This is a genomic window from Mesorhizobium sp. KR1-2, from assembly GCF_040045035.1.
Classification (GTDB): domain Bacteria; phylum Pseudomonadota; class Alphaproteobacteria; order Rhizobiales; family Rhizobiaceae; genus Pseudaminobacter.
On record NZ_JBDZDS010000002.1, the window covers coordinates 227941 to 253156 of the forward strand.

Genomic DNA, 25216 nt, shown 5'->3' on the forward strand with positions numbered 1-25216 from the left:
AAAATCCTATTCGTTATTGTCGTCCGCGAGCTCGGTCGGCCTGGACGACGGCGGACGCCGCGCATGGAAAAGATCGAGGTCGGCCTCGATCCGGTCCAGCAGCCGGTTCCGCACCATGTCGTAGCCGAGTTCGATCGCTGCGGCGAATCCTTCAGCGTCGGCGCCGCCGTGGCTCTTCACCACGATGCCGTTGAGCCCGAGGAAGACGCCGCCGTTGACCCGGCGCACATCCATCTTCTCACGCAGGCGCTTGAAGGCGCCCTTGGCGAAAAGGTAGCCGATCCTGGCCATCAGCGTGCGGCTCATGGCGGCGCGCAGATATTCGGCGATCTGGCGCGCGGTACCCTCGGCGGTCTTGAGCGCGATGTTGCCGGCAAATCCTTCGGTGACCACCACGTCGACGGTGCCCTTGCCGATGTCGTCGCCCTCGACGAAGCCCCGGTAATCCATCGCCATCTTGCCCGCCTCGCGCAGCAGCCGGCCGGCGTCCTTGACCTCTTCCTGGCCCTTGATCTCCTCGACGCCGACATTGAGCAGGCCGACCGTCGGACGTTCCATGCCGAACAGGGCGCGCGCCATGCCGGTGCCTAGGATAGCGAAATCGACGAGCTGGTGCGAATCCGCGCCGATGGTGGCGCCGACATCGAGCACCACGCTTTCGCCGCGCATCGTCGGCCAGATCGCGGCGATGGCCGGGCGGTCGATGGTGGCCATTGTACGCAGGCAGAATTTCGACATCGCCATCAGCGCGCCGGTGTTGCCGGCCGATACGCAGGCGTCGGCGTCGCCGTTCTTGACCGCCTCGATCGCCCGCCACATGGACGAATGCCGGCGGCCGTGGCGCAGCGCCTGGCTTGGCTTGTCATCCATCCGCACCGCGAAGTCGCAATGGTGGAATTCGGTGATTTCGGCAAGTTTCGGATGCTTGTTCAGTTCCGGGCGAACGACATCCTCGCGTCCGTAAACAACAAAACGCACATCGCTGCGGCGCGTCGCGACGGCCACAAGAGCGGGAATGATGACCGCGGGTCCGTGGTCGCCGCCCATGGCATCGATGGAAATCCTGATCACGCGGTCTTTATCTCTCATTGATCGAAAGGCGAGGCTTTCTGAAGCTTGGCGAAAATAGCGGTTTTGAGGCAGCACACAACCGGCATTCGCAACGATGCGGAGAGTTATCAGGTTTTATCGATGAGTGCGCGCAGCTTTTTCTGCAATTCGCCCTCGGCCGGTTCGTCGGCTGCTTCATCCGTCTTCTGCGACAACGCGGCGCCCTTCTTGCGCGGATACGGGTCGATCGCCAGACCGAAATATTCCTCCGCAAGGTGCCCGACGTCGATGGTGTCGCCGGAAAAGGTCTCCGGGCTGTCAGGGCCCTCGACATCGAGCATGATCTCACCGCCGCCTTCGAAGCCCAACCGCCCGAGCTTGGAATCCTCCGGCAGGAAGAGGCACGAAACCTCTTCGTCGATGTGGTTTTCGACCGGCTCGAGCGTCACCACGCAGCTCTGCACGATGTCGGCCTCGACCTGGCCCGCAACCTTCACGCCGTTGCGCTTCCAGACTGTGACCAGAAGCTCGGCGCGGAAGCGTTCCACGGCATCGAGGCCGTAAGCCTCGGCGAGTGCCGCGCGCTGCTTCTCGTTGGCCTCGATGACCACCGGCAGGCCCTTCTGCGGCAGCCGCGTGACGTGGACCGGGAAGGACACCGGACTTGTAACGATATGGGAGTCTTTCATGACGGCCTCCTTGGTTTTCTCTTAGGCCGCGGCCGGAAAGCGGATGGTGCCCGACAAGATGCTCTCGGACGACTGGGCGGCAAGCGCCTTGTCGGCCTCGATGACATAGGCGGCCAGTGACTCGGCCTGCGGCCAGGGCATGCTGTCGGGCCGGATGTTGCGCTCCAGCGCCGCGGCCAGCGCCGCCTTGTCGCCGCGCTCCAGCGCATCAGCGTATGCGGCAGTGCGCCCGTAGTGCATGCGCGCCAGCTTCTTCATGCGCTTGGGCACGCCCATGTCGCCGATTCCCAGGTCGCGCAGCGATTGTTCGACATCGGCGAAGAAATCGTCGATCAGCGTCTGCGCGATCTCGCGCGATGCGCCGGTTTCGTCGTGCATGCGGTGCTGGAACAGAAACATGTGCAGCGACAGCATCTCGAAGCGGCCGAGCGGGGTGTCGGGCGCTTCCCATTCGGAATAAAACCAGGGCTGCCGCGCCGCCGCCACGATTTCGGCATAGAGCGCGTCAGTTATTGTTCGATTTTTGCGTTCACGGCCAAACAGGCGCTGGAACATGGCGGGCAGCCTCCTCGGGGACGGTTTCGCCGCGTGGCCTTGTTGCATCGGGGCGCAAGCTGGTTTACCCGTTTTGCGGCTCTGTGCAAGGTGCGGGCGCCAAGACTGATTTGAAGGAGTTGTTGTTGGACTCGCTGAAATTCAAGACCATCCATTCGCCTGCCCTCCTCGGCGCGGCAACGATGCTTGCCGCCGCGATGCTGTCCGGCTGCAACGCGTCCAAGTCCCTCGACGGCTTGACCCCCGGCGAGACGCTGACCCAGGGCTATGTCATCGACCAGCAGCAGATCGACATGGTTCCGGTCGGCTCCAGCCGCGAGCAGGTGCTCCTGACGCTCGGCAGCCCCTCGACCACGGCGACCTTCGACAACGAGGTGTTCTATTACATCTCCCAGACGCGAAAGCGCCCGGTGGCCTTCATGAAGGCGCATCTGGTCGACCAGCGCATCCTGGCCGTCTATTTCGGCGCCGATGGCCGCGTCACCCAGATCGCCAATTACGGCCTGAAGGACGGGAAGGTGTTCGACTTCATCTCGCGCACCACGCCGACCGGCGGCAAGGACCAGACCTTCATCGGCCAGCTCATCGCAGGCCCGGGTGCCGCGAAGCCCACACTTCCGGGCATGGGCGGATAAACGCCCGCCCCGCTCGCCGCACGACTTATCCAATAAAAAACCGCGGATCGCTCCGCGGTTTTTTCTTTGGGACGCCGGCGCAAGGCGCGCCGACTCACCAGTTGGCGATCCCGACCAATCGGATCACATGCTGTGTGCCAGCACCGCCAGCAGCAGCAGCGCGACAATGTTGGTGATCTTGATCGCCGGGTTCACCGCCGGACCCGCGGTGTCCTTGTAGGGATCGCCCACCGTGTCGCCGGTCACCGAGGCCTTGTGCGCCTCCGAGCCCTTCTGGTGCTTGACGCCATTCTTGTCGGTGAAGCCGTCCTCGAAGGACTTCTTGGCGTTGTCCCACGCGCCGCCGCCCGAAGTCATGGAGATGGCGACGAACAGGCCATTGACGATGACGCCTAGCAGCGAGGCGCCGAGCGCGGCGAAGGCCGACGCCTTCGAGCCGGAGATGAGCAGCACGCCGAAATAGACGACGAGAGGCGCCAGCACCGGCAGCAGCGAGGGAATGATCATCTCCTTGATCGCGGCGCGGGTGAGGAGATCGACCGCGCGCGCGTAATCCGGCCGCTGCGTGCCGGCCATGATGCCCGGGTTTTCCCGGAACTGGCGACGCACCTCCTCAACGATCGAGCCGGCCGCGCGCCCCACCGCCGTCATGGCGATGCCCCCGAACAGGTAGGGGATGAGGCCACCGAAGATCAGGCCGGCAACGACATAGGGGTTGGAAAGGTCGAAGGAGACCTCGTCCATGCCCTGGAAGTAGGGGAACCTGTCGCCATTGGCCGCGAAGTAGCGCAGGTCATTCGAATAGGCGGCAAACAGCACCAGCGCGCCGAGGCCCGCCGAGCCAATGGCATAGCCCTTGGTAACCGCCTTGGTGGTGTTGCCGACCGCGTCGAGCGCGTCGGTGGACTGGCGCACCTCCTTGGGCAAGCCCGCCATCTCGGCAATGCCGCCGGCATTGTCTGTGACCGGGCCGAAGGCGTCGAGCGCCACGATCATGCCGGCGAGGCCGAGCATGGTCGTGACCGCTATGGCGATGCCATAGAGGCCGGCAAGCTGATAGGTGGTGATGATGCCGGCGACGATGACGATCGCCGGCAGCGCGGTCGATTCCAGCGATACCGCAAGGCCCTGGATGACGTTGGTGCCGTGGCCGGTGACCGACGCCTGGGCGATGGACACCACCGGGCGCTTCCCGGTGCCGGTGTAGTATTCGGTGATGACGACGATTAGGCCGGTGACGACGAGGCCGACCAGACCGCAGACGAAGAGGTGGCTGCCGGTCACGGTGGCGCCGCCGGCCGTGCCGACCTCGCCCCAGCCGATGGTGAGCGAAGTGGCCACAGCAAGGCCGAGGATGGACAACAGGCCGGTGGCGATCATGCCCTTGTAGAGGGCGCCCATGATCGAGTTGTTGGCCCCCAGCTTGACGAAGAAGGTGCCGATGATCGAGGTGACGATGCAGGCGCCGCAGATTGCCAGCGGATAGAGCATGACACTGTCGAGCACGGCGGTGCCGCCGAAGAAGATGGCGCCGAGCACCATGGTGGCGACGACCGTCACTGCATAGGTCTCGAATAGGTCGGCGGCCATGCCGGCGCAGTCGCCGACATTGTCACCGACATTATCGGCAATGGTGGCCGGATTGCGCGGATCATCCTCGGGAATGCCAGCCTCGACCTTGCCGACGAGATCGCCGCCGACGTCCGCACCCTTGGTGAAGATGCCGCCGCCCAGGCGTGCGAAGATGGAGATCAGCGAGGCGCCGAAGCCGAGCGAGACCAGCGAGTCGATAACAGTGCGGTTGTCGGGCGCAAGGCCCATCGGGCCGGTAAGGACCCAATAGTAGACGGAGACGCCGAGCAGGGCGAGGCCCGCCACCAGCATGCCGGTGATGGCGCCGGACTTGAAGGCGATGTCGAGGCCCGCCGCAAGGCTGTTGGAGGCCGCCTGCGCGGTGCGCACATTGGCGCGGACCGACACATGCATGCCGATGAAGCCGGCCGTGCCCGAAAGCACCGCGCCGATCAGGAAACCGATCGCTGCCGTAGCCGAAAGCAGCCACCAAGCCAGAAGGAAAACCACCACGCCAACCATGGCGATGGTGGTGTATTGACGCGCAAGATATGCCTGTGCCCCCTCCCGGATGGCAGCAGAAATTTCCTGCATGCGTGCGCTGCCCTGGTCAGATGCAAGTACCGACCGTGTCGCCCAGATGGCGTAGAGGACAGATAGCAAGCCGCAGGCAATGACGACGTAAAGCATGGTCATATGCCGATCTTCCCTGATTATGGGCCCAGCAGAACCTCCCCCCGGGCCACGCGTTTGAGACCGGCGACCATACGTCGCACGGTCTGTGACAAGTTGTGCGAAACGGGTTACCGAACGTCAAGGGTCGGGTTACCGAACGTCAGGTGCTATCGGGAATTTGATCGGGAATCGCCGTCTTGCCCGCGTTTGGGCACGGCAAACACCCGCGGCGGGGGCGATGCGCGCCCGCCGCAGGCGAATCACTTGCAGGCTGTGTCAGGCTATATCGCCGTCCGGTTGGTTGACGTAGATCAGCACCGCTAGGATGGTGATGTAGAACTTGAACGCCGCATCCTGGCCGTTCCAGGTCTGCGACTGCCACATGGCGAACCACTCGCCGCCGACGACCATGAAGCCGAAGTACCAGACGAGGAAGCCCATGGTGGCGGCGATGACCACGAAACGCTTCGCCTGATTGAAGTCGGCTCCCGGCAGGTTACGCGCCTCCCACAACTTCCAGGCCGCGGCCAGGAACATGATGCAGGTGAGCCCCTCGCCGAAGATGATCAGCCAGTAGCCGGCGGCCCACAGCGCCGGGTTGGTGATCGAACGATACATGAGCGCATTGCCGGGGAAGGTGGTGTCCATGCTCAGCACATGCTGGACGAAGGCGAAATTCGAGCCGTAATCGGTTATGTTTCCGAAAGTCACGAGAAAGGCGAACACGCCCAGGCACAGACACATGATTATTTTGGAATAGCGGATGATCATGTCAAAAGCTCCTGAGACCGGGTCCTCGAAGAACCCGCCCCATCAGTCACTGAGTCCCCCCGACAAGGCAATCTCGGCTCGTGTCGTGATCGCCCTGACCGTCACGGCCAAGAGCTATGCCGTGCAGATGGGTATTCTACACAATGTTCTGGCTACCGCCCTGCCCGCGGAATGCCAGGTCGGCGATGTGGTTACGGTTCGGGTTCAAGGCGCCGACCACGATTTTGCCCTGCTGCGCCGGCGCTGGATAGTAGGCGACGAAGGCAGCCGGCTGGAGATAACGCTCGATTATCCGGCGCATGGGCCGCGCTAAGGCGTCTCCACGTCAGTCGATAATTCTGGAAACGGCTCTGGCTACGCGGCGATCGAGGCATGGGTCCCCGGAACCCCTCGACTGCTCGCTTCGCTCGCGCTCGGGGCCCGAGGACGACGGATTATTATTGCTTCCGGCGAAGATTTTGCACGGGGGCGTGTCGCGAACGCCCACGCCTCCGTCATCCTCGCGGCCTGACCGCCGAGCCGTGAGCATGGCGAGCGGCGAGAAAGGTCAGGATCGCGGGGATCCATTCCTCGAACTCTCAGGGACCAGTCCGGGTCAAGCAAGCCAGGGGCGCAGATGCTCTCTCGCAGCGCACCCGGATTTCACCAAAAGATCAGGAATCGCCGACCGAACTCGTCGCCGCTGCAAGCCTTCTGCGCGAGGCAAGATGCCAGCCAAGCGTTCCCAGGCAGACGACCGTGACCGGGAAGACCACCCAGTTCAGCATCTCCCAGCCATGGGCGTTGTAGACCTTGCCCGACATCAGCGAGGCGAAGGCCACGCTGCTGAAGAGGACAAAATCATGAAAACCCTGCACCTTGCCCTTTTCTGCGGGTTCGTAGGTCTCGGCCACCAGCGCGGTCGCGCCGATAAAGCCGAAGTTCCAGCCCAGCCCGAGCAGGATCAGCGCGGTCCAGAACTGCCATAGCTCGATGCCCGACAGCGCCACGAGCGCGCAACCAACCAGCAACACGAAGCCCGTGGAGACGATGGTGGCGGCGCCGAAGCGGTGGATCAGCCGGCCGGTGAAGAAACTCGGCCCGAACATCGCCATGACGTGCCAGGAAATGCCCAGCGTCGCCTCGTCGGGCGAGAAGCCGCAACCGACCATGGCGAGCGGCGCGCCGGTCATGACGAAGGTCATGAGGGCATAGGAGCCGACGCCGCAAAGAAGCGCCACCATGAAGCGCGGCTGCGACACGATCTGCAAAAGCGGGCGGCCGGTGTCCTGGGCGTCGGCGTGGCCCTGCGCGCGCGGCTTCACCTTCAGGAACGACAGGATGACGGCGCCGATGGCCGCAAGCCCCAGGATTGCCGCGAAGGAGCCGGCAAACATCACCGGCGCCAGCAGTTCGCGTGTAAAGATGACGATCTGCGGCCCCAGAATGGCGGTGATGATGCCGCCGGCGAGCACGAAGGAGATGGCGCGCGCCTTGAACTCGCTCGGCGCATTGTCGGCCGCCGCGAAGCGGAATTGCTGGACGAAGGCATTGCCGATGCCGACAGCCATGAGGCCAGCTGCAAACAGCCAGAAATTCATCTGGAAGAGGGCCATCGTGGCAATCAAGCCACCAAGCGCGGTGACGAGCGTGCCCGTCATGAAGCCGTAGCGGTGGCCCAGCCAGCGGATGATGACTGCGGCGGGCAGCGCCCCCACTGCCGTGCCGACATTGAAGCCAGTCACGGGAGCGGTAGCGAGCGACTTGTCCGCGTCGAGGAGGTAGTGGCCGGCCAATGCGCCCAGTGAGATGCAAATTGGTGTGGCCGAGCCGATGATGGCCTGCGCCGCGGCCAGAATGACCGCCGTTCGCCGGGCGCTGCGCTCGGCCGCCCCACTCACGATGCGTTCTTGCCCCGCCCTTCGCCGCGCACGCGGCGCGACACGCGGTCGAGCACCGCGTTCACAAGCTTGGGCTCGTCCTCGACGTAAAATGCCTTGGCTATGTCGACATATTCCGAGACGATGACGGCGACGGGCACGTCGGCGCGCTGCATCAGCTCGTAGACGCCGGCGCGCAGGATGGCGCGCAGCGTCGAGTCGAGGCGTGACAGCGGCCAGTCCTCGGTCAGCGCCTGGCGGATGACGGGATCAACCGTCTTCTGGTTCTCGACAACGCCGGCCAGGATGGCGCGGAACCACTGCGGGTCCGCCTCGCGATAAAGCTCGCCGTCGACTTCCTTGCCGAGGCGGAAGGCCTCGTATTCGGCAGTGGTTTCAAGCAGGCCGCTGCCGGCCACATCCATCTGGTAAAGCGCCTGCACAGCCGCCAGACGAGCCGCGCCGCGCTTGTTGGCCTGTCGCAATTGCGGACGCGCGTTTTCGGTAGGCTCGGTCAAGATCAGGCTCCCAGACGCTCGCGCAGCGCGATCATCGTCAGCGCCGCGCGCGCCGCGAAGCCGCCCTTGTCGCCTTCGTGGCGGCGGGCACGCACCCAGGCCTGCTCGTCGTTTTCGACGGTGAGGATGCCATTGCCAACGGCAATCGATTCGTCGATCGCCAGATCCATCAGCGCCCGGCACGACTCGTTGGCGACAATGTCGAAGTGATAGGTCTCGCCGCGGATCACGGTGCCCAGCGCGACGAAACCGTCATAGTCCGTACCGCCATTCTCGGCACCGTCCAGCGCGAACGAGATCACCGCCGGAATTTCCAGCGCGCCCGGAACCGTGACCACCTCATAAGTGGCGCCGGCTTCGTCGAGCGCCGCCTTGGCGCCCTCGAGCAGTGCGTCGGCCAGGTCGTCATAGAAACGGGCTTCGACGATGAGCAGGTGGGGTGGTCTAGTGCTGGCCATGTTAGTCTCCGGAAAGGCGGTGACTTAGGCCGAAGCGGCCGACTTCGCAAGCGCAAGATTGACGGATCGGCGATAGGGTCGCACTTGCATCGTTCCTAACGATCCTCCCGCGCATGCCACAAGCGCAACACGAAAATGGTCGAACCCCGGATCTCGTAGCGCATTTCATAGCGTCCGACCAGAACGCGTCGAACCTCGCGCGGCGCAAACTCTTACTCGGCAGCCTCGGCCAACCGCGCCGCGTAGCGGGCCATGGTGTCGACCTCGAGATTGACGCGGTCACCAACCTGGCGTTCGCCCCAGGTGGTGACCTGCAGTGAATGGTGGATGAGCAGCACGTCGAAGCGCGTGCCATCCACCTTGTTGACGGTCAGCGAGGTGCCGTCGAGCGCTACCGAGCCCTTGGGCGCGATGAATTTGGCGTATTCGCGCGGCGCTTCCAGCGTGAAACGCACGGCGTCGCCCTCGTCTTGCCGCGCCACGATCTCGGCCATGCCGTCGACATGGCCGGACACGATATGGCCGCCGAGTTCGTCGCCGATCTTCAGCGCCCGCTCGAGGTTCAGCCGCGTGCCGGCCTTCCAGCCGGAGGCTGTAGTGAGGCGCAGCGCTTCTTCCCAGGCCTCGACCTCGAACCAGCGGCTGTTCGACTCCGCTTCAGGCAGGGAAACGACGGTCAGGCAGATGCCGCTGCAGGCAATCGATGCACCGATGGCGATGGTCTTGGGGTCGTAAACCGTGTCGATGCGCAGCCTCACGCCCTCACGCAGCGGCGAAACGGAGGCGACGGCGCCCACATCGGTGACAATTCCAGTAAACATCAAAAACCTCTCGTCCATTCGGCATAGGTGTCGTCGCCGAAGCGCGCCTCGCGCACCAGCCGAAACCCGGCAGGGATATGGTCTCGATCGATCGGAGCCGCAATGCCATCCGTCCCGAGCCAGCCCGGCCCCTGGAAGATGACGATGCGGTCGACCATGTCATCGGCCAGCAGATTGCGGGCCGTTTCGGCCCCGCCCTCGACCATGACGTTCATCATGCCCTGGGCGGCAAGGTCTTCCAGCAGTTCCGGCAGCGCGATGCGGCCTTCAAAAGTGTCGGTGGCCAGAAGCTTCACGCCCATCGCAGCAAGCACGGCTTTGCGGGCGGCATCCGCCTCCTGCCCGACAGCGAGATAGACCGGCACGGCCTCGGCTGAGCGCGCCAACCGCCCTTGCGGCGACAGCCGCGCCTGGCGGTCGAGCACGAGGCGCACCGGCGAACGGCTTTCCAGGCCGGGCAGACGCACGGTCAGTTCGGGGTCGTCGGCGAGAGCAGTGTTGATGCCGACGACGATGACGTCGGCCTCGGCGCGCATGAGATGGACCTGCCGGCGCGAGATCGGCCCGGTTATGGAGATCTGCCCCTCGCCTGGCCGGCCGATCATGCCATCGGCCGAAAGCGCAAGCTTTAGCGTGACTTGCGGGCGCATCCTTACGGAGCGGCTGAGATAGCCGGAGAGCTGGTCGCTGGCCTCATCGGCCATGACGCGCTCGACCACCTCGATGCCGGCGGCGCGCAGGATGGCATAGCCCTTGCCCGCAACGCGCGGGTCTGGATCGCTGGCCGCACCGACGACCCGGGTCACTCCGGCAGCAACGAGTGCGTTAGCGCAAGGCGGCGTGCGGCCGTGGTGGGCGCAGGGTTCGAGCGTGACGTAAGCCGTGGCGCCGCGCGCCTTCTCGCCGGCCTCCGCCAGTGCCTCGGCTTCCGCATGCGGCCGGCCGCCGAGAGCGGTCACGCCGCGCCCGACGATCACCGGGCCGTTGCCGTCGTCGCGGACGATCAGCGTGCCGACAGCCGGATTGGTGCCGGTGAGCCCGGCATGCTTGCGCGACAGCCGCAGCGCCGCCGCCATGAACCGGCGGTCGATTACCGTCTGATCCGCGTTACTGCTCGCCATGCTGCTCCTCTTCGTCCTCGCCCTTCAGCTCGCCGAGGACGTCATGAAAATCCTTGGCCTCGCGGAAATTGCGATAGACGGAGGCGAAGCGGACATAGGCGACGTCGTCGAGCGCCTTCAGTGCCTCCATGACCAGCCGGCCGATCTCGCCGGTGGTGACTTCGGTCTCGCCCGAGCTTTCGAGCTGACGAACGATGCCGGTGACGGCGCGGTCGATACGCTCGGGATCGACATTGCGCTTGCGGCAGGCAATCTCCATCGAGCGCAGCAGCTTGTCGCGGCTGAACGGCACCTTGCGGCCCGACTTCTTGACCACCACGAGATCGCGAAGCTGCACGCGCTCGAAGGTGGTGAAGCGACCGCCGCAATCCGGGCAAACCCGCCGGCGGCGGATCGCCGCGCCGTCTTCGGCGGGGCGGGAGTCTTTGACCTGGGTGTCTTCCGATTGGCAGTAAGGGCAGCGCATGGATATCCCGCTCGCTCGCGATTCTTTCAGGCCCCGAAGCTAGTGGCTTTCCGTTCAAGTAGGAAGCAAGAAGGCGGAAATCCAATGCTGTTACGCGGTGAACGGTCCGTATCTTGTCTTTGTGCAGGAAATTGTCGCCACCGCTTGTGTGTCGGCCATGCCTCAGCGGCAAAACGGGCGCTTCCGCACACTCCATGCCCCACCCCGCCATAAACAAAACGGCTGCCGCGAACTCAACGCGACAGCCGTTCCGAAACACGCTCGATATGGACTTATCCGAGATACGGATAGAGCGGGAAGCGATCGGTCAGCGCAACCACCTTCTGCTTCACCGCAGCCTCGACGGAGGCGTTGCCTTCATCGGAGTTCGCTGCCTTCAGACCGTCCAGCACCTCGGCGATGAGATTGCCGATTTCGCGGAATTCGGCCTGGCCGAAACCACGGGTCGTGCCGGCGGGCGTGCCGAGACGGACACCCGAGGTGACGAAGGGCTTTTCCGGGTCGAAGGGAATGCCGTTCTTGTTGCAGGTGATGTTGGCGCGGCCGAGAGCGGCCTCGGCGCGCTTGCCGGTGGCGTTCTTGGGGCGCAGGTCGACCAGCATCAGGTGGTTGTCGGTGCCGCCCGAGACGATGTCGAGGCCGGTGTCCTTCAGGCTCTCGGACAGCGCCTTGGCGTTGGCGACGATGTTGGCCGCATAGGTCTTGAACTCGGGCTTCAGCGCCTCGCCGAAGGCCACGGCCTTGGCGGCGATGACGTGCATCAGCGGGCCGCCCTGCAGGCCGGGGAACACGGCCGAGTTCATCTTCTTGGCGATTTCCTCGTCATTGGTGAGGATCATGCCGCCGCGGGGTCCGCGCAGCGACTTGTGCGTGGTGGTGGTGACGACGTGGGCGTAGGGCAGCGGCGACGGATGCTGGCCACCGGCGACGAGACCGGCGATGTGGGCCATGTCGACCATGAGGTAGGCGCCGATCGCATCGGCGATCTCGCGGAAACGCTTCCAGTCCCAGATGCGCGAATAGGCAGTGCCGCCGGCCAGGATCAGCTTGGGCTTGTGCTGGTGCGCCAGCTTCTCCACCTCGTCCATGTCGAGCAGGTGGTCGTCCTTGCGCACGCCATAGGAAATCGGCTTGAACCACTTGCCGGACATGTTGACCGGCGAGCCGTGGGTCAGGTGGCCACCCGAATTGAGGTCGAGGCCCATGAAGGCGTCGCCCGGCTGCAGCAGCGCCAAGAACACCGCCTGGTTCATCTGGCTGCCGGAGTTCGGCTGGACGTTGGCGAAGTTGCAGCCAAACAGCTTCTTGGCGCGCTCGATGGCGAGTTCCTCGGCCACGTCGACGAACTGGCAGCCGCCATAGTAGCGCTTGCCCGGATAGCCCTCGGCGTATTTGTTGGTCATGATCGAGCCCTGCGCCTCGAGCACGGCGCGGCTGACGATGTTTTCGGACGCGATCAGCTCGATCTCATGGCGCTGGCGGCCGAGTTCATTGCGGATGGCGCCGAAGATCTCCGGATCGGCATCGGCAAGCGTCGTGCCGAAGAAGGATTCGAAGTGCTGGAATTCGGCCGAGTCTCTTGCCATGTCGGGTAAATCCTTGCTGCCTGGGGCGCGGCTGTGGAGCATGTTGGACCGTGATAGCCGCCGAAATCCCGATGCCCCTCCCGGGATTTGCGGCACAAGGCGCGCCCATAGCACACTTGCCGCAGGGTCGCCACGTACGCGGCGCGAAATTTGGTTGTCCCTTTGCGGCAAATCCCCCCTTTGCGGCAATTGGTAGCTGCAAAGGGAAAGGGCCGCCCAGCGGACGGCCCCTCCCATTATTTTCGGCGTTCTGCCTTCGCGTTTACTGCGCCGACGAAATCTGCAACTCCTGGACCCCGTCGCGGCCGTAGATGTCGTCGCGGAACTGAACGACACCGTCACCCGTCGACCACGCGGAGATATAGGTGAAGTAAACCGGCACCGGGTTGGTGACCGGCACCGGCGTGTTGACGCCGGACTTGATGGTCTGCTCGAAACGCTGGCGGTTCCAGCCCGGCGTGTCGCGCAGAACCCAGGTGACCAGGTCGCGAACGTTCTGGACGCGCACGCAGCCCGAGGAATCGAAGCGCATCAGCTTGCCGAACAGGCTCTGCTGCGGCGTGTCATGCATATAGACGCCGTCCGGGCTCGGGAAGTTGATCTTGACCGAGGCCATGGCGTTGATGGCGCCCGGATCCTGGCGGAACAGATACTTGGCCGCTTCCTCCGTCGACCAGTCGACCGTCATCGGGTCGACCTCGCCGCCATTCGGAGCAAACAGGCGGATGTGGTTGTCCTTGAGATAGTTCGGGTTCTTGCGCATCAGCGGGATGATGTCCTTGCGGACGATCGACACCGGCGCGTTCCAGTACGGATTGACGATGATCTCGTTGATCTTCGAATTGACGATCGGCGACTGGCGATCGACCTTGCCGACGATGGCCGTATGGCGCAGCACCACGCGGTCGTTCTCGACCGCCTCGACCTGGGCCGCCGGAATGTTGACGTTGACGTAGCGTTCGCCGAGCGTGCCGGCCTGGGTCCGCAGCCGTCCCAGATTGGTCTCGAGCTGGCCGAGGCGCACCTGGGCGCTGATGTTCATCGCGGCATAGCTGTAAGCGCCGAGGACGCCGTCGGCAGGCAAGCCGTGGCGGGCCTGGAAGCGCTTGACCGCCGCGTCGACATAAGTGTCGAAGGAAGGCGAGATGCCAGCCTGCTGCGACAGATCGCCGGAGACCATCAGGCGCTGGCGCAACACCTGCACGTCCGGATCGCTGACGCCGAGCTGCAGCTTCTTGGTGGCCGGCACGACCGGCCAGCCGCCCCGAGCGACGATGTCCTGATACTGGGCTATGGCCTGCTCGACGAAGAAGACCGTCTGCGGGCTGAAAACGGGGAGAGTCGAGGCGACCTTGCCGCCCTCACTGGCGCGCGCGTCGAACGTGTCGTTCCAGTTGCCCCGGCGCGAGGACTGCAGCACTTCATCGACGACGTTCTGCGCACCGGCGCCACCGGCTATCGCGGTCAAGGCAAGCGCGCCTGCGGTTGCGAGAAGAGAACGGCGAGTTGTATTCATGGGCATTCCAGACATCTATCCTGCATTGCACCGAACGGACAAAATTGTCCGCAATGTATGTCGGCCACTCTTAACAATTAGCCAACCATAACCCCGACACCGCGGGCATTTTGCGCCCTGTGTCGATCGGAGTTCCCCCGCAAGCAATCCCTCTGCGCTGGCGGTCCAGTTACCCACCCGGGTATCCATCCGAATATGGCGTTAACGTGGCCTTAGAGCAGAGCCGGCGGGTACGCCAGCAAAAAGATGGGCCAGTGTCGCGACGGCAACACTGACCCTGACTGGAGTTGCGATGTGCCGCGATTCGTGACGTGTCGCGGCTTGTCCGGACGGCATGGAGCTTCCCTCCACCGCCGCCGGACCTTGTCCGGCGCGACGGAACAGGCAGCCTGCTTTACATGCGGTAGGCGATGGTGTCATTCCAGAAGCGGTCGAGACGCTGCAGGGCGCGGTTCATCTGCTGGAACTCGTCGGCATTGATGCCGCCGACCTGCTCGATCGAGCCGATGTGGCGCTCGTAGAGCTTGCCCACAACTTCCGCCACCTCGGCACCCTTGTCCGTCAGGCTGACGCGGACCGAACGACGGTCGATGCGCGAGCGCTGATGGTTGATGAAACCGAGCTCGACCAGCTTCTTCAGGTTGTAAGAGACATTCGAGCCCAGATAGTAGCCCCGCGAGCGCAGCTCGCCGGCGGTCAGCTCGGCGTTGCCGATGTTGAACAGCAGCAGAGCCTGGACGGCGTTGATGTCGCTGCGGCCGTTACGGTCGAACTCGTCCTTGATCACGTCAAGCAAACGACGGTGCAGCCGTTCGACAAGCTGCAGAGATTCCATGTAAAGGGAACGGATCGCATCGGCGCGATCGTCGGATACAATGGCGGTCTTCGCCGCGGGACGGGAATTGATCATGGTCTTGCCTCTCGTTTGTCGCCGAGGTGATTGTTTTGTTTTTCTCACCTTGATCGCGAGACTAGCGCCGACCCATAAAATTCGACTTAAACACCAGGCTTAACAACGCCTTACCTGGAATGACCTTGCCCGGAAGGTTAACAAACGGCGACCCGATGGGGGTCTGTTAACCTTGTCGTTCCGTCTGCCTTTTCTGCAGGAAGATCACCGTCCGGAACGCCACATAAAGAAGCATCACGAGGATTTGGGAAATGACAACGGCGAGCCGGTGCCCGAACAGTTCGGGGAAGCCCGCATACATGGTCATCTCCGTGGCCGCGCAGATGAACCAGATCACCGGCCCCCACGACGCCAGCATCCACAGGCCGATCGCGGCGAAGGGATAGAAGACGGCCAGCATGGTCGCCGTCACCTGCCAGTAGACCGGCATCCGATCGAACCGCCACAGCGGTGCGTCGTAAAAGCCGATCAGGCGGACCCAGTAGAGAACGCCGAACAGCAGGCAGTAGACCGCGATGATGCGCAGGAACCACGCGAAGGCGGCCTCGGCGGCGGATAAGCCCAGGATGCTGTTCGGCTTGATCAGACGCTCGCTCACAGTACCAGTTCCCCGTTCGGCAGCGGCGTGAAGTAAGCGTCGATCGCCGCCGGATCGACAGCCTCGAGCGATGCCGGTTGCCACGTCGGCTTGTTGTCCCTGTCGACAAGCGCGGCGCGGATGCCTTCGTAAAAATCGTGACCATGCAGCATGCGGTTGAGGATGCGGAACTCCATGAGCATGCAGTCGTCCATCGAGAGCCCGGCCCCGGCCGTGATCTGCCGGAAGGCAACATGGAGGCTGGTCGGCGAGCGGCCCCGGACGGTGGCCAGCGTCGCCGCGGCGAACTCGTCCACCGGCGCAGCCGCCTCAAGGCCAGCGATGATTTCGGCGAGCGACGGCCTGGAAAAATACCTGGCGATCGCGTCCAGCGCATCAGGGCCGGTCTCGTGCTCGACGGTTTCGGAGGCCTCGCGCGACGCCAAATCCGGATCGCCAGTCTCGGCCAGCCGCTCGATCAGGGCGCCCAGGCGTTCGGATTTCGCCGTGTGCGTTGCCAGACCGGACCAGAGCGCGTCGCCGTAGCGGATGCGGTTGCCGGTGAGGCCCAGATACATGCCGAAGCTGTCCTTGAGGCGGGGCAGGATGTGGCTGCCGCCGACATCGGGGAAGAAGCCGATGCCGACCTCCGGCATGGCGAACTGCGCGTTCTCGGTCATCACCCGATGCGAGCCGTGGCAGGAAATCCCGACGCCGCCGCCCATGACGATTCCATCGATCAGCGCGACATAGGGTTTTGGGAAACGCGCGATGGCAGCGTTGAGCCGGTATTCGTCGACGAAGAACTCAACCGGCGGATTGCCGGCGCGGCCGGCGTTGTAGATGTCCAGAATATCGCCACCGGCGCAGAACGCCCTGCCCTCGGCCTTGACGACAACCAGCGCCACCGCCGGATCGGCTTCCCACGCGGTGAGCGCGCGCGCCAGCGCCTGGACCATGCCATGGGTGAGCGCGTTGAGCGCCTTGGGACGCGTGAGCGTGACGACGCCGGCCTTGCCCAGCCGCTCGAAGCGGATCTCGTCGCCGCCGCCAAAATCCATGGACGAATCCTTACCTGTTCACCCGCCAGCCGGGACCGTAAGTGCTACGGAACGAGGCCGGGTGCGTCAATGTTTCCGCGTCCGGAGGCGCCAAACAAGGCCTTGGCCCCATCCGTCCGGCTTGGTGATCGCCCGGCCCACATGTTAAAAAGCGGCCAAGCTCTGGAGAATGCCCCGATGAACAATATGCCCCGCCCGAAGCCTGCCGGCACGCGCTCCGTGGACGAAATCACCGGCAGCCGACGGCTGCGGCGCATGCGCAAGGCCGACTGGTCGCGACGGCTGGTGCAGGAGAATCGGCTGAGCGTGGACGACCTGATCTGGCCGATCTTCGTCATCGACGGCAAGGACCGGCGCGAGCCCATCCCGGCCATGCCAGGCGTGTTCCGGCTCTCGATCGACCTCGCGGTGAAGGAGGTGGAGCGCGCCGCCAAGCTGGGCATTCCGGCGATTGCCACCTTCCCCAATGTCGACATGGCGTTGCGCGACGAGACCGGCTCGCACATCCTCGACCCGCAGAACGTCATCAACCGCGCCACCACCGCCATCAAGGCGGCCGTGCCCGAGATCGGCATCATCACCGACGTCGCGCTCGACCCCTTCACCAGCCACGGCCATGACGGCATCCTGCGCGACGGTATCATCGTGAACGACGAGACCGTGGAACAGGTGGCCGCCGCCGCCGTCATCCAGGCCGCCGCCGGCGCCGACATCATCGCGCCCTCGGACATGATGGACGGCCGCATCGGCGCGATCCGCGACGCGCTCGACGCCAACGGCTTCCAGGACGTGGCGATCATGTCCTACGCGACCAAGTTCGCCTCGGCCTTCTACGGCCCCTACCGCGAAGCCATCGGCACGCAGGGCCTGCTCAAGGGCGACAAGAAGACCTATTACATCGACCATGCCAACAGCGACGAGGCGCTGCGCGAGGCCGAGCAGGATCTGGCCGAAGGCGCCGACATGCTTATGGTGAAGCCGGGCCTGCCCTATCTCGACATCATCCGCCGGCTGAAGGACGAGTTCCAGGTGCCGACCTTCGCCTACCAGGTGTCGGGCGAATACGCGATGATCAAGGCCGCCGCGGCCAACGGCTGGCTCGACGGCGAGAAGGCGATGCTGGAAAGCCTGCTGGCCTTCAAGCGCGCCGGCTGCGACGGCGTCCTTACCTATTTCGCGCCCCAGGTGGCCGAGATGCTGAAGGGGTAGTTGCAAGAGAAAAGGGCGGCCGACACACGTCGCGTGCAAGGACGATCTGGTTCTTGAATCGTCGCCGCCCGTCACCATTTCTTGTAGGGTCGTGGCGGCGGGATTCCTCCCGCCCCGACAAGGAAGGTGAATATGACCACGCGTGTTCTCGACGGCGAAATCATCACGACGCGGCTGGATGACGTCCGCGCCTATGAAGGCGTGCTGACGCGCCGGGTCGTCGCCTTCTGCATCGACTACCTGATCATCGGCCTTCTGATGATCCCCTTCGCCATTCTCGTGTTCCTGCTCGGCATCATCACGCTCGGCCTCGGCTGGGGCCTGTTCGGCGTGCTGTTTCCGCTGGTAGCGATGATCTATGTCTGGAACACGCTTGGCGGCCGCAACCAGGCCACCACCGGCATGCGCATGATGGGCATCCGCCTCGACCGCCTCGACGGCAAGCCCGTCGACGGGCTGCTGGCGGTGGTGCACACCGTGCTGTTCTGGGCCGGCAACGTGGTGCTGACGCCGCTCATCCTGCTGGCGACACTTTTCACCGACCGCAAGCGCACCTTGCACGACCTGCTGTTGGGCACGGTGGTAACGCGCAGCGACCGCTGATTTTCGGATTTGGCGGCGCGAACGGGCGCGCCGCGCGGATTTGTGATCGGCCATGAGACCATTGGCCAATATCCAGTTGAATTTTTTGCCGGTCCAGCCAAGGTGGGGGTAATATTGGGTTTTAGTTCGAGACCGATATCGACGCGCGATGACTCAGCATCCGACCCAGTCCCCGCAGTTCTTTTTGACGGCGCCTTCGCCATGCCCCTACATTGACGGCCAGTTCGAACGCAAGGTGTTCACCCATCTTGTGGGCGAGAAGGCGCCGGAGATGAACGACCTGCTGACGCAGGGCGGCTTCCGCCGCTCGCAGAACATCGCCTACCGCCCGGCCTGCGAAACCTGCCGGGCCTGTGTGTCGGTGCGCATCCTCGCCAACGAATTCGCGCCGACGCGAAACATGCGGCGCGTCCTGCACCACAATGCCGACCTGATCGGCTCGCTGCACGAGGCGGAGCCCTCGACGGAACAGTATTCCCTCTTCCGCAAATATCTCGACGCCCGCCACCGCCGGGGCGGCATGTCGGACATGACCGTGCTCGACTATGCGATGATGGTGGAAGACACCCACGTCAAGACCAAGATCATCGAGTACCGCCGGCGCGGGCCCGACAGCTTCATCACCGGCAAGGGCCGGGGCGAACTGATCGCGGTCGCGCTGTCGGACATAATGGTCGACGGCCTGTCGATGGTCTATTCCTACTTCGATCCGGATTTGGCCGAGCGCTCGCTTGGCACCTTCATGATCCTCGACCACATTGCGCGCGCACGTGCCGCAGGGCTGCCCCATGTCTATCTGGGCTATTGGGTCAATGGTTCGCGCAAGATGAGCTATAAGGTGCGCTTCACGCCGCAGGAGCACCTGGGGTCGAAAGGCTGGGAGCGCTACGTGCCTGAAGCCGTCTGACCGGCATCGAATCGTAGCGGCACATCATCCCTTCCTTCCCCCGGAGCAAGCTTCCTTGTCTGCATCCAGCCACAACCATGCCAAAGGGCTTGCGCTGACCGCGATCGGCGGCCTGACGCTCACCGTCGACATCCCGTTGATCCGTCTCGCCGGCGGCGACAGCTGGACGATCCTCTTCCTGCGCACCGGCACCACCTTCATCATGGCGCTGATCATCTGGGCTGTCTGGCGCTCGCTCAGCAGTAAGGCCCCGAAGCTCATTCCCGGTCGCGCAGGGCTGTTGGTGGCCGCGCTCTACGGCCTGGGTTCGGTCGCCTTCATCACCGGGGTCTACCACACCTCGACCGCGAACCTCGTCTTCATCCTGGCCTTCAACACCATGTTCGCGGCGCTGCTGTCGTGGCTGTTCCTGAAGGAGCGGCCCAAGCCGGTGACGCTTGCCACCATGGTGGTCATGATCATGGGCGTGCTGATCATCGTTTGGGATTCGATCGGCACCGGGCAGATGTTCGGCAATCTGATGGGTCTGATTTCGGCGCTCTGCATCGCCTCGGCCATCACCATCTCGCGCGCCAGCGGCCAGGAGATGGGCCTCGCCTCGCTGGTCGGCGTGGTGTTTCCGTTCACGGTAGCCGCGGTGATGGTGTCCCAGACGGGCATCAACGTCTCCGCGCCTTGGTGGATCATTTTCAACGGCGCGGTGGTGATGCCGATCTCGTTCTTCTGCCTTGCCAACGGGCCGAGATATCTGTCGAGCCCGGAAGTGGCGATGTTCTACCTGCTCGAAACTGTGCTGGCGCCGATATGGGTATGGATGATTTTCGCCGAGGTTCCCACCCGCAACAGCCTGATCGGCGGCGCCATACTGATCACCGCGCTGGTCGCGCATTCGCTGTGGCAGTTGCATGACGGCCGGCGCCGGGCGGCATTGGCCGTGCGACAGCCGGCGTGAGGTTGAGGCCGCTCAGGCGTCGGCAGCCTCGCAATTGACCATCCAGGGCGTACCGAAGCGGTCGATCACCATGCCGAAGCGCTCGGCCCAGAACGTCTTGCCAATCGGCATCTTGACCTGCCCCTTGTCGGCCAGCGCGTTGAAGACGCGCTCGGCCTCGGCAACATCGGTGAACTGAAGCGAGACCGAGAAGCCGCTCATCGTAGTGCGGTATTGAGGCGGCGCATCCGACCCCATCAGCACCTGGTCGTCGCCAAAGGTCAGCCGCGCATGCATGATCTTGTCACGCCACTCGGCGGGAACATGCTCCTCGGCCGGGCTACCGGCATGGGGCATCATGATGACGATCTTCCCGCCCAAAACCTTCTCGTAGTATTTGAACGCTTCTTCACAATTGCCGTTGAAGGCCAGATACGGACTCATCTTCATCGACTGATCTCCAGTTGAGGATGTGTTGCCCCGACAGGACGATAATGCACACCTAGCGCCGCCAAGGAAGCGCACGCAACCGCGCGTCGCGCAGATAGAGCCCGCCCCAGGCCATGACGCCGAGGTAGAGGCCGAACAACGTGTGGGTGAGCATTGGGTTGCCGATGCGCAGATGCGTGGCGATCGCCCCGCCGAGATAGCCGGTCAGCAGGATCGCGCCGAGAACCGAAGTTCGGGGAATTGCATAGAGAACGGTGCAGATGAGGGTAAGCACGCCCAGCGTGCGGGCCACGGCCGCATCTGCCGGCCAGCCGAGCCCGCCCATGGTCTCGGTGACCACTTCGAGCGGCACCAGCTTGATCGCCGCGTCGAACACGAGGAACAGGATCAGCAGGCCGCTGACGATCCAGCCTGCCCAGTATGCCCGAGTGGAGATGGAGGCTGGTTCAGCGTAGGCGGTTTGCGAGATGGCTTGCATGGGTCTCTCCCTCTGGTGGTCCTGCGGATCGAGTTCGATCGCCTCGAACTCGCCTCAAGGACGCGCCAGAGGGAGGACTGCCGACGTCCCCGCCGGAATTCTTTCTCCCGCCGCCGTGGGAAAGCTGCCGGCGCGGCCGATGGGGCCGCGCCGAAGCAGATCAGGAAGCGCCTGCGAGCAGGCTGGCGTTGCCTCCGGCCGCCGTAGTGTCGACGCAGACGGCGCGCTCATGCGCATAGGCCGCCGGATAGATGACCTCGCCGACCAGGGGCACGATCGGGCCCTTGCGGGCGGCGAGCGCCTTTCGGATCTTTTTCGCATGCCCGGCATCGCCTGAGAAACCGACGACGCCAAGATCGAGCGAAGCAAGCGCCTCGGCCAGTACCTCGCCGTCAATGGCAGCAATCGGCAGGCCCTTGCCGATGAGCGCATGGAGCGCGGCGGGAGCGCCGGGCGCCACGGCCAGCACGGCATTGCCGGCGGCAAGCGCCTGGACGACCTGCGCCAGCAGCGTTTCCGCATCCAGCCCGAGGCAGAGCGCGCGGCCGCGCGGCGTCAGGGCCAGCGTGTTGGCCTCACCCGTCGGTCCGGGCAGGTCGACCTGGCCATAATCCAGCGCGGCAGCGGCTGCGATTGCGGCAGCAGCCTTACCCCTCAGATGCTTGCGCAGGGTCGCGATGCGGTCGCTCGCCTGGCTCCATTCGAAAGCTCCTTGCGGGAAGCGCGAGGCAATCTCGGCGGCCGTCACCGGCTTGGCCGCGACCGGCGCATTACCGCCGGCGACGGCAGCGCGGCGGAAGCGGCGCAGATAGTGCGGGCCGCCAGCCTTGGGGCCGGTGCCCGAAAGCCCCTCGCCGCCGAAGGGCTGCGAGCCGACGACCGCGCCGATCTGGTTGCGGTTAACGTAGATGTTGCCGGCGTGGATGCCGTCGACGAAGTGCTGCACGCGGCCCTCGATGCGGGTGTGCAGGCCGAAGGTCAGGCCAAAACCCTTCGTGTTGATGTCGGCGATGACCTTGTCGATCTCCTCGGCCTCGAACGTCGCAACATGCAGCACGGGACCAAAAACCTCGCGCTCCATTTCGCCTATACCGGAGACGCGGAACACGTGCGGCGCCACGAAGCGACCGTCCTTCGGCGCGTCGAGCTTGGCGACGAGGCGGCCCTGCGCTTCCATTTTGGCGCTGTAGTCGCGGATGGAAGCCTGCGCCTCTTCGTCGATGACCGGGCCGACATCGGTGGAGATCTGCCACGGATCGCCAATGTTGAGCGCGTCCATCGCGCCCTTCAGCATGTGCAGCATCTTCTTCTCGACGTCCTTCTGGACATAGAGGACGCGAAGCGCCGAGCAGCGCTGGCCAGCACTCTGGAAGGACGAGGCGACGATGTCGCGCACCGCCTGTTCGGGCAGCGCAGTGGAATCGACGATCATGGCGTTGAGACCGCCGGTCTCGGCCACCAGCATGGCGTCGGGTGCCGCGGTCTCGGCAAGCTGCTTCTCGATGACCTTGGCGACTTCGGTGGAGCCGGTGAAGCAGACGCCGGCGATGCGCGGATCGGCCGTCAGCGGCGCGCCGACGGTCGGGCCGTCACCCGGCAGAAGCTGGATCACGTCTTCCGGAATACCTGCCTTGCGCAGCAGTTCGACGGCGCGGAAGGCGATCAGCGGCGTTTGTTCGGCCGGCTTGGCGATCACGCTGTTGCCGGTGACCAGCGCTGCCGCGATCTGGCCGGTGAAGATGGCGAGCGGGAAGTTCCAGGGCGAGATGCAGACGATGACGCCGCGCGCCTCTGTGCCGGCCTCGGCCTTGGCGGCTTCGGCGGCGTAGTAGCGCAGGAAGTCGACCGCTTCGCGCAGCTCGGCCACGCCATCGGCCAGCGTCTTGCCGGCCTCGCGGGTGGCAAGCGCGAAGAACTCGGCGGCGTTGGCTTCGTAGAGGTCGGCGGCGCGGCGCAAGGCTTCGGCGCGCTCGGCCACGGGACGTGCGGCCCAGGCCGGCTGCGCCTCGAGCGCGATGCGCACGGCGGTGTCGACTTGCTTGGGCGCGGCTTCCGTCACGGTGCCGACGATGTCGCCGGGCTTGGCCGGGTTGACGACCGGCCGCCTGGCGCCCTCGCCGACCGCGCGCGTGATGGGCTTGGCGTGCCACTGCTCAGCCCCGGCGAATTCCTGGCGCGCCTTGTCGAGGGCGGCCAGCGTCACCGGATCAGTGATGTCAAAGCCCTTGGCGTTGATGCGGCCGGCGCCGAAGATGGCCAGGGGCCGCGGAATGGCCGGGTTGGCGGCCGGCCCCTGCGTGGCGACAGTATCGAACGGATCGCGGGCGATGTCCTCGGCCTTGACGCTCACATCGGTGAGCTGGTGGACGAAGGAGGAGTTGGCGCCGTTTTCAAGCAGGCGGCGCACCAGATAGGCGAGCAGGTCCGAATGCGCGCCGACTGGCGCATAGATGCGGCAGCGGGTGCCTTCGGCCTTGCGCACCGTCTCGTGCAGCGCCTCGCCCATTCCATGCAGGCGCTGGAATTCGAAGCAGGTGCGGTCAGGCGCCATGGCGAGGATGGCCGAAACGGTGTGCGCGTTGTGGCCGGCGAACTGCGGGTAGATGCGGTCGGTCATCGACAGCAGCTTCTTGGCGCAGGAGATATAGGAAACGTCGGTGTTGGCCTTGCGCGTGAACACCGGATAGCCGTCGAGGCCGAGCGTCTGTGCGCGCTTGATTTCGGTGTCCCAATAGGCGCCCTTGACCAGGCGCACCATGATCTTGCGGTCGTATTTCTGGGCCAGCGCATAAAGCCAGTCGATGGCGAAGGCGCAGCGCGGGCCATAGGCCTGCACGACGACGCCAAAGCCGTCCCAGCCTTCCAGCTGCGGATCGGCCAGCACGCGCTCGATGACGTCGAGCGACAGGTCGAGACGGTCAGCCTCTTCGGCATCGATGTTGAGGCCCATGCGGGCCTTCTTGGCGGCGACGGCGAGAGACAGCAGGCGCTCGGCCATGACCGGCAGCATGGTTTCCTTCTGCGCTTCCTCGTAGCGCGGATGGATGGCCGACAGCTTTACCGAGATGCCGGGGTTGTAGCGAATGTCCTGCCCCTTGGAGTGGGCGGAAAGCGAGGCGATGGCATCGGCATAGGCGCGCAGATAGCGCAGCGCATCCTCTTCGGTGCGGGCCGCCTCGCCCAGCATGTCGTAGGAATAGAGGTAGCCCTTGGCGATCATCGAGCGGCCGCGCTTGACGGCTTCCTCGATGGTGCGGCCGAGCACGAACTGCTCGCCCATCTCGCGCATGGCCGCCGCCACCGCCTTGCGGATGACGGGCTCGCCCAGCCGGCGAACCATGGCATGCAGCGTGCCGGCGATGCCGTCCTCGCTCTCGTCGAGCACGCGGCCGGTGAGCATCAGCGCCCAGGTCGAGGCGTTCACGAAAATGGAGCTGGAGCTGCTGCCGTGGGCCGACCAGTCGTGCGGGGCGATCTTGTCCTGGATCAGGTCGTCCATGGTCTGCGTGTCGGGCACGCGCAGCAGCGCCTCGGCCAGGCACATCAGCGCCACGCCCTCCTTGGTCGACAGGCCATAGGCGGAAAGGAAGACTTCCATCAGGCGCGGGTCGGTCGAGCCGCGCACGGCATTCACCAGACCGACGGCGCGGGCGGAAATCGCCTTGCGCTCGGCCTCGCTCAAACCCGCCGCTTCGACAAGCCTGGCCAAGGCCTTGTCTTCATCGGGGAGGTAGTTGGCGCGAATCTGCTTGCGGATGGAATCGAGCAATGGAGCGGTCATGGACATCCTGCTGGAAC

The 25216-nt window shown here is 64.6% G+C and carries 25 protein-coding genes and 1 pseudogene; 6 read left to right on the plus strand and 20 right to left on the minus strand.

Features of this window, described 5'->3' with window-relative positions:
- Positions 1-6: 6 nt before the first annotated feature.
- From plsX to ABLE85_RS05320, 3 genes are all read right to left on the minus strand, one after another.
- The gene (gene plsX, locus ABLE85_RS05310; protein ID WP_348791662.1) at positions 7-1071 is read right to left on the minus strand and encodes a phosphate acyltransferase PlsX; all 1065 of its coding nucleotides are present in this window, start codon (positions 1069-1071) and stop codon (positions 7-9) included.
- A gap of 107 nt (positions 1072-1178) precedes the next feature.
- Complete coding sequence (locus ABLE85_RS05315) at positions 1179-1739, minus strand: DUF177 domain-containing protein (RefSeq protein WP_348791663.1); 561 nt, start codon at positions 1737-1739, stop codon at positions 1179-1181.
- Between the two features lie 21 nt (positions 1740-1760).
- A complete protein-coding gene (locus ABLE85_RS05320; protein WP_348791664.1) occupies positions 1761-2294 on the minus strand; it encodes a ubiquinol-cytochrome C chaperone family protein in 534 nt (177 codons plus the stop codon).
- A 125-nt stretch (positions 2295-2419) separates the two neighbouring features.
- Here ABLE85_RS05320 and ABLE85_RS05325 point away from each other — a divergent pair, with 125 nt between their 5' ends.
- Positions 2420-2929, plus strand: a complete 510-nt coding sequence (locus ABLE85_RS05325; protein ID WP_348791665.1) for an outer membrane protein assembly factor BamE — start codon at positions 2420-2422, stop codon at positions 2927-2929.
- 123 nt (positions 2930-3052) lie between these two features.
- On the opposite strand, the gene ABLE85_RS05330 is transcribed toward ABLE85_RS05325, so the two are convergent.
- Both ABLE85_RS05330 and ABLE85_RS05335 read right to left on the minus strand, forming a co-directional pair.
- Positions 3053-5197, minus strand: coding sequence for a sodium-translocating pyrophosphatase (locus ABLE85_RS05330; RefSeq protein ID WP_348791666.1), 2145 nt, complete (start codon positions 5195-5197; stop codon positions 3053-3055).
- A 255-nt stretch (positions 5198-5452) separates the two neighbouring features.
- The gene (locus ABLE85_RS05335; RefSeq protein WP_348791667.1) at positions 5453-5947 is read right to left on the minus strand and encodes a DUF2165 domain-containing protein; all 495 of its coding nucleotides are present in this window, start codon (positions 5945-5947) and stop codon (positions 5453-5455) included.
- Between ABLE85_RS05335 and ABLE85_RS05340 the strand changes: the two genes are divergently transcribed.
- Positions 5940-6260, plus strand: a complete 321-nt coding sequence (locus ABLE85_RS05340; RefSeq protein ID WP_348791668.1) for a hypothetical protein — start codon at positions 5940-5942, stop codon at positions 6258-6260. The two genes, ABLE85_RS05335 and ABLE85_RS05340, sit on opposite strands and share 8 nt — an antisense overlap.
- A gap of 340 nt (positions 6261-6600) precedes the next feature.
- Here ABLE85_RS05340 and ABLE85_RS05345 read toward each other — a convergent pair whose 3' ends face one another.
- The 12 genes and pseudogenes from ABLE85_RS05345 to ABLE85_RS05400 all read right to left on the minus strand — a co-directional run bounded on the left by ABLE85_RS05345 (position 6601) and on the right by ABLE85_RS05400 (position 16840).
- Entirely contained in the window at positions 6601-7827 is a 1227-nt protein-coding gene (locus tag ABLE85_RS05345; RefSeq protein ID WP_348791669.1) for an MFS transporter, read from the minus strand.
- A complete protein-coding gene (gene nusB / locus ABLE85_RS05350) occupies positions 7824-8324 on the minus strand; it encodes a transcription antitermination factor NusB (RefSeq protein WP_348791670.1) in 501 nt (166 codons plus the stop codon). The genes ABLE85_RS05345 and nusB overlap by 4 nt, the downstream gene beginning before the upstream one ends.
- Before the next feature lie 2 nt (positions 8325-8326).
- Positions 8327-8782: a 6,7-dimethyl-8-ribityllumazine synthase gene (gene ribH / locus ABLE85_RS05355; protein ID WP_348791671.1), complete on the minus strand. Its 456-nt coding sequence runs from the start codon at positions 8780-8782 to the stop codon at positions 8327-8329.
- A gap of 95 nt (positions 8783-8877) precedes the next feature.
- Positions 8878-8994, minus strand: a pseudogene (locus ABLE85_RS05360) (type II toxin-antitoxin system RelE/ParE family toxin); the annotation flags it as partial.
- Positions 8995-9603 carry a riboflavin synthase gene (locus ABLE85_RS05365; protein ID WP_348791672.1) on the minus strand — a complete coding sequence of 203 codons (609 nt, stop codon included), beginning with the start codon at positions 9601-9603 and terminating at the stop codon, positions 8995-8997.
- Positions 9603-10724 carry a bifunctional diaminohydroxyphosphoribosylaminopyrimidine deaminase/5-amino-6-(5-phosphoribosylamino)uracil reductase RibD gene (gene ribD, locus ABLE85_RS05370; RefSeq protein WP_348791673.1) on the minus strand — a complete coding sequence of 374 codons (1122 nt, stop codon included), beginning with the start codon at positions 10722-10724 and terminating at the stop codon, positions 9603-9605. The genes ABLE85_RS05365 and ribD overlap by 1 nt, the downstream gene beginning before the upstream one ends.
- Positions 10711-11190: a transcriptional regulator NrdR gene (gene nrdR, locus ABLE85_RS05375; protein WP_348791674.1), complete on the minus strand. Its 480-nt coding sequence runs from the start codon at positions 11188-11190 to the stop codon at positions 10711-10713. Before nrdR ends, ribD begins: the two co-directional genes overlap by 14 nt.
- Positions 11191-11462: 272 nt before the next feature.
- Positions 11463-12776: a serine hydroxymethyltransferase gene (gene glyA, locus ABLE85_RS05380; RefSeq protein WP_348791675.1), complete on the minus strand. Its 1314-nt coding sequence runs from the start codon at positions 12774-12776 to the stop codon at positions 11463-11465.
- Between the two features lie 262 nt (positions 12777-13038).
- Entirely contained in the window at positions 13039-14292 is a 1254-nt protein-coding gene (locus ABLE85_RS05385) for a L,D-transpeptidase family protein (protein WP_348791676.1), read from the minus strand.
- A 394-nt stretch (positions 14293-14686) separates the two neighbouring features.
- Entirely contained in the window at positions 14687-15202 is a 516-nt protein-coding gene (locus ABLE85_RS05390) for a winged helix DNA-binding protein (RefSeq protein ID WP_348791677.1), read from the minus strand.
- Positions 15203-15368: 166 nt separating this feature from the next.
- Positions 15369-15800, minus strand: a complete 432-nt coding sequence (locus ABLE85_RS05395; protein ID WP_348791678.1) for a DUF6163 family protein — start codon at positions 15798-15800, stop codon at positions 15369-15371.
- Positions 15797-16840, minus strand: coding sequence for an enoyl-CoA hydratase/isomerase family protein (locus ABLE85_RS05400; RefSeq protein ID WP_348791679.1), 1044 nt, complete (start codon positions 16838-16840; stop codon positions 15797-15799). Before ABLE85_RS05400 ends, ABLE85_RS05395 begins: the two co-directional genes overlap by 4 nt.
- Before the next feature lie 177 nt (positions 16841-17017).
- Here ABLE85_RS05400 and hemB point away from each other — a divergent pair, with 177 nt between their 5' ends.
- The 4 genes from hemB (at position 17018) to ABLE85_RS05420 (ending at position 20511) form a co-directional block, all read left to right on the plus strand.
- Positions 17018-18049: a porphobilinogen synthase gene (gene hemB, locus ABLE85_RS05405; protein WP_348791680.1), complete on the plus strand. Its 1032-nt coding sequence runs from the start codon at positions 17018-17020 to the stop codon at positions 18047-18049.
- A 132-nt stretch (positions 18050-18181) separates the two neighbouring features.
- Positions 18182-18652, plus strand: coding sequence for an RDD family protein (locus ABLE85_RS05410; protein ID WP_348791681.1), 471 nt, complete (start codon positions 18182-18184; stop codon positions 18650-18652).
- A 148-nt stretch (positions 18653-18800) separates the two neighbouring features.
- The gene (locus ABLE85_RS05415; protein ID WP_348791682.1) at positions 18801-19559 is read left to right on the plus strand and encodes an arginyltransferase; all 759 of its coding nucleotides are present in this window, start codon (positions 18801-18803) and stop codon (positions 19557-19559) included.
- Between the two features lie 55 nt (positions 19560-19614).
- On the plus strand, positions 19615-20511 hold the full coding sequence (locus ABLE85_RS05420) for a DMT family transporter (protein ID WP_348791683.1): 897 nt from the start codon (positions 19615-19617) through the stop codon (positions 20509-20511).
- A 12-nt stretch (positions 20512-20523) separates the two neighbouring features.
- Here the strand turns inward: ABLE85_RS05420 and ABLE85_RS05425 are convergent, their stop codons facing one another.
- The 3 genes from ABLE85_RS05425 to putA all read right to left on the minus strand — a co-directional run bounded on the left by ABLE85_RS05425 (position 20524) and on the right by putA (position 25205).
- Positions 20524-20940 carry a VOC family protein gene (locus ABLE85_RS05425; protein WP_348791684.1) on the minus strand — a complete coding sequence of 139 codons (417 nt, stop codon included), beginning with the start codon at positions 20938-20940 and terminating at the stop codon, positions 20524-20526.
- A gap of 52 nt (positions 20941-20992) precedes the next feature.
- Positions 20993-21418 (minus strand): DoxX family protein, encoded by a 426-nt coding sequence (locus tag ABLE85_RS05430; protein ID WP_348791685.1) that lies wholly within the window; start codon positions 21416-21418, stop codon positions 20993-20995.
- Between the two features lie 160 nt (positions 21419-21578).
- Positions 21579-25205: a bifunctional proline dehydrogenase/L-glutamate gamma-semialdehyde dehydrogenase PutA gene (gene putA, locus ABLE85_RS05435; protein ID WP_348791686.1), complete on the minus strand. Its 3627-nt coding sequence runs from the start codon at positions 25203-25205 to the stop codon at positions 21579-21581.
- Positions 25206-25216 lie beyond the last annotated feature (11 nt).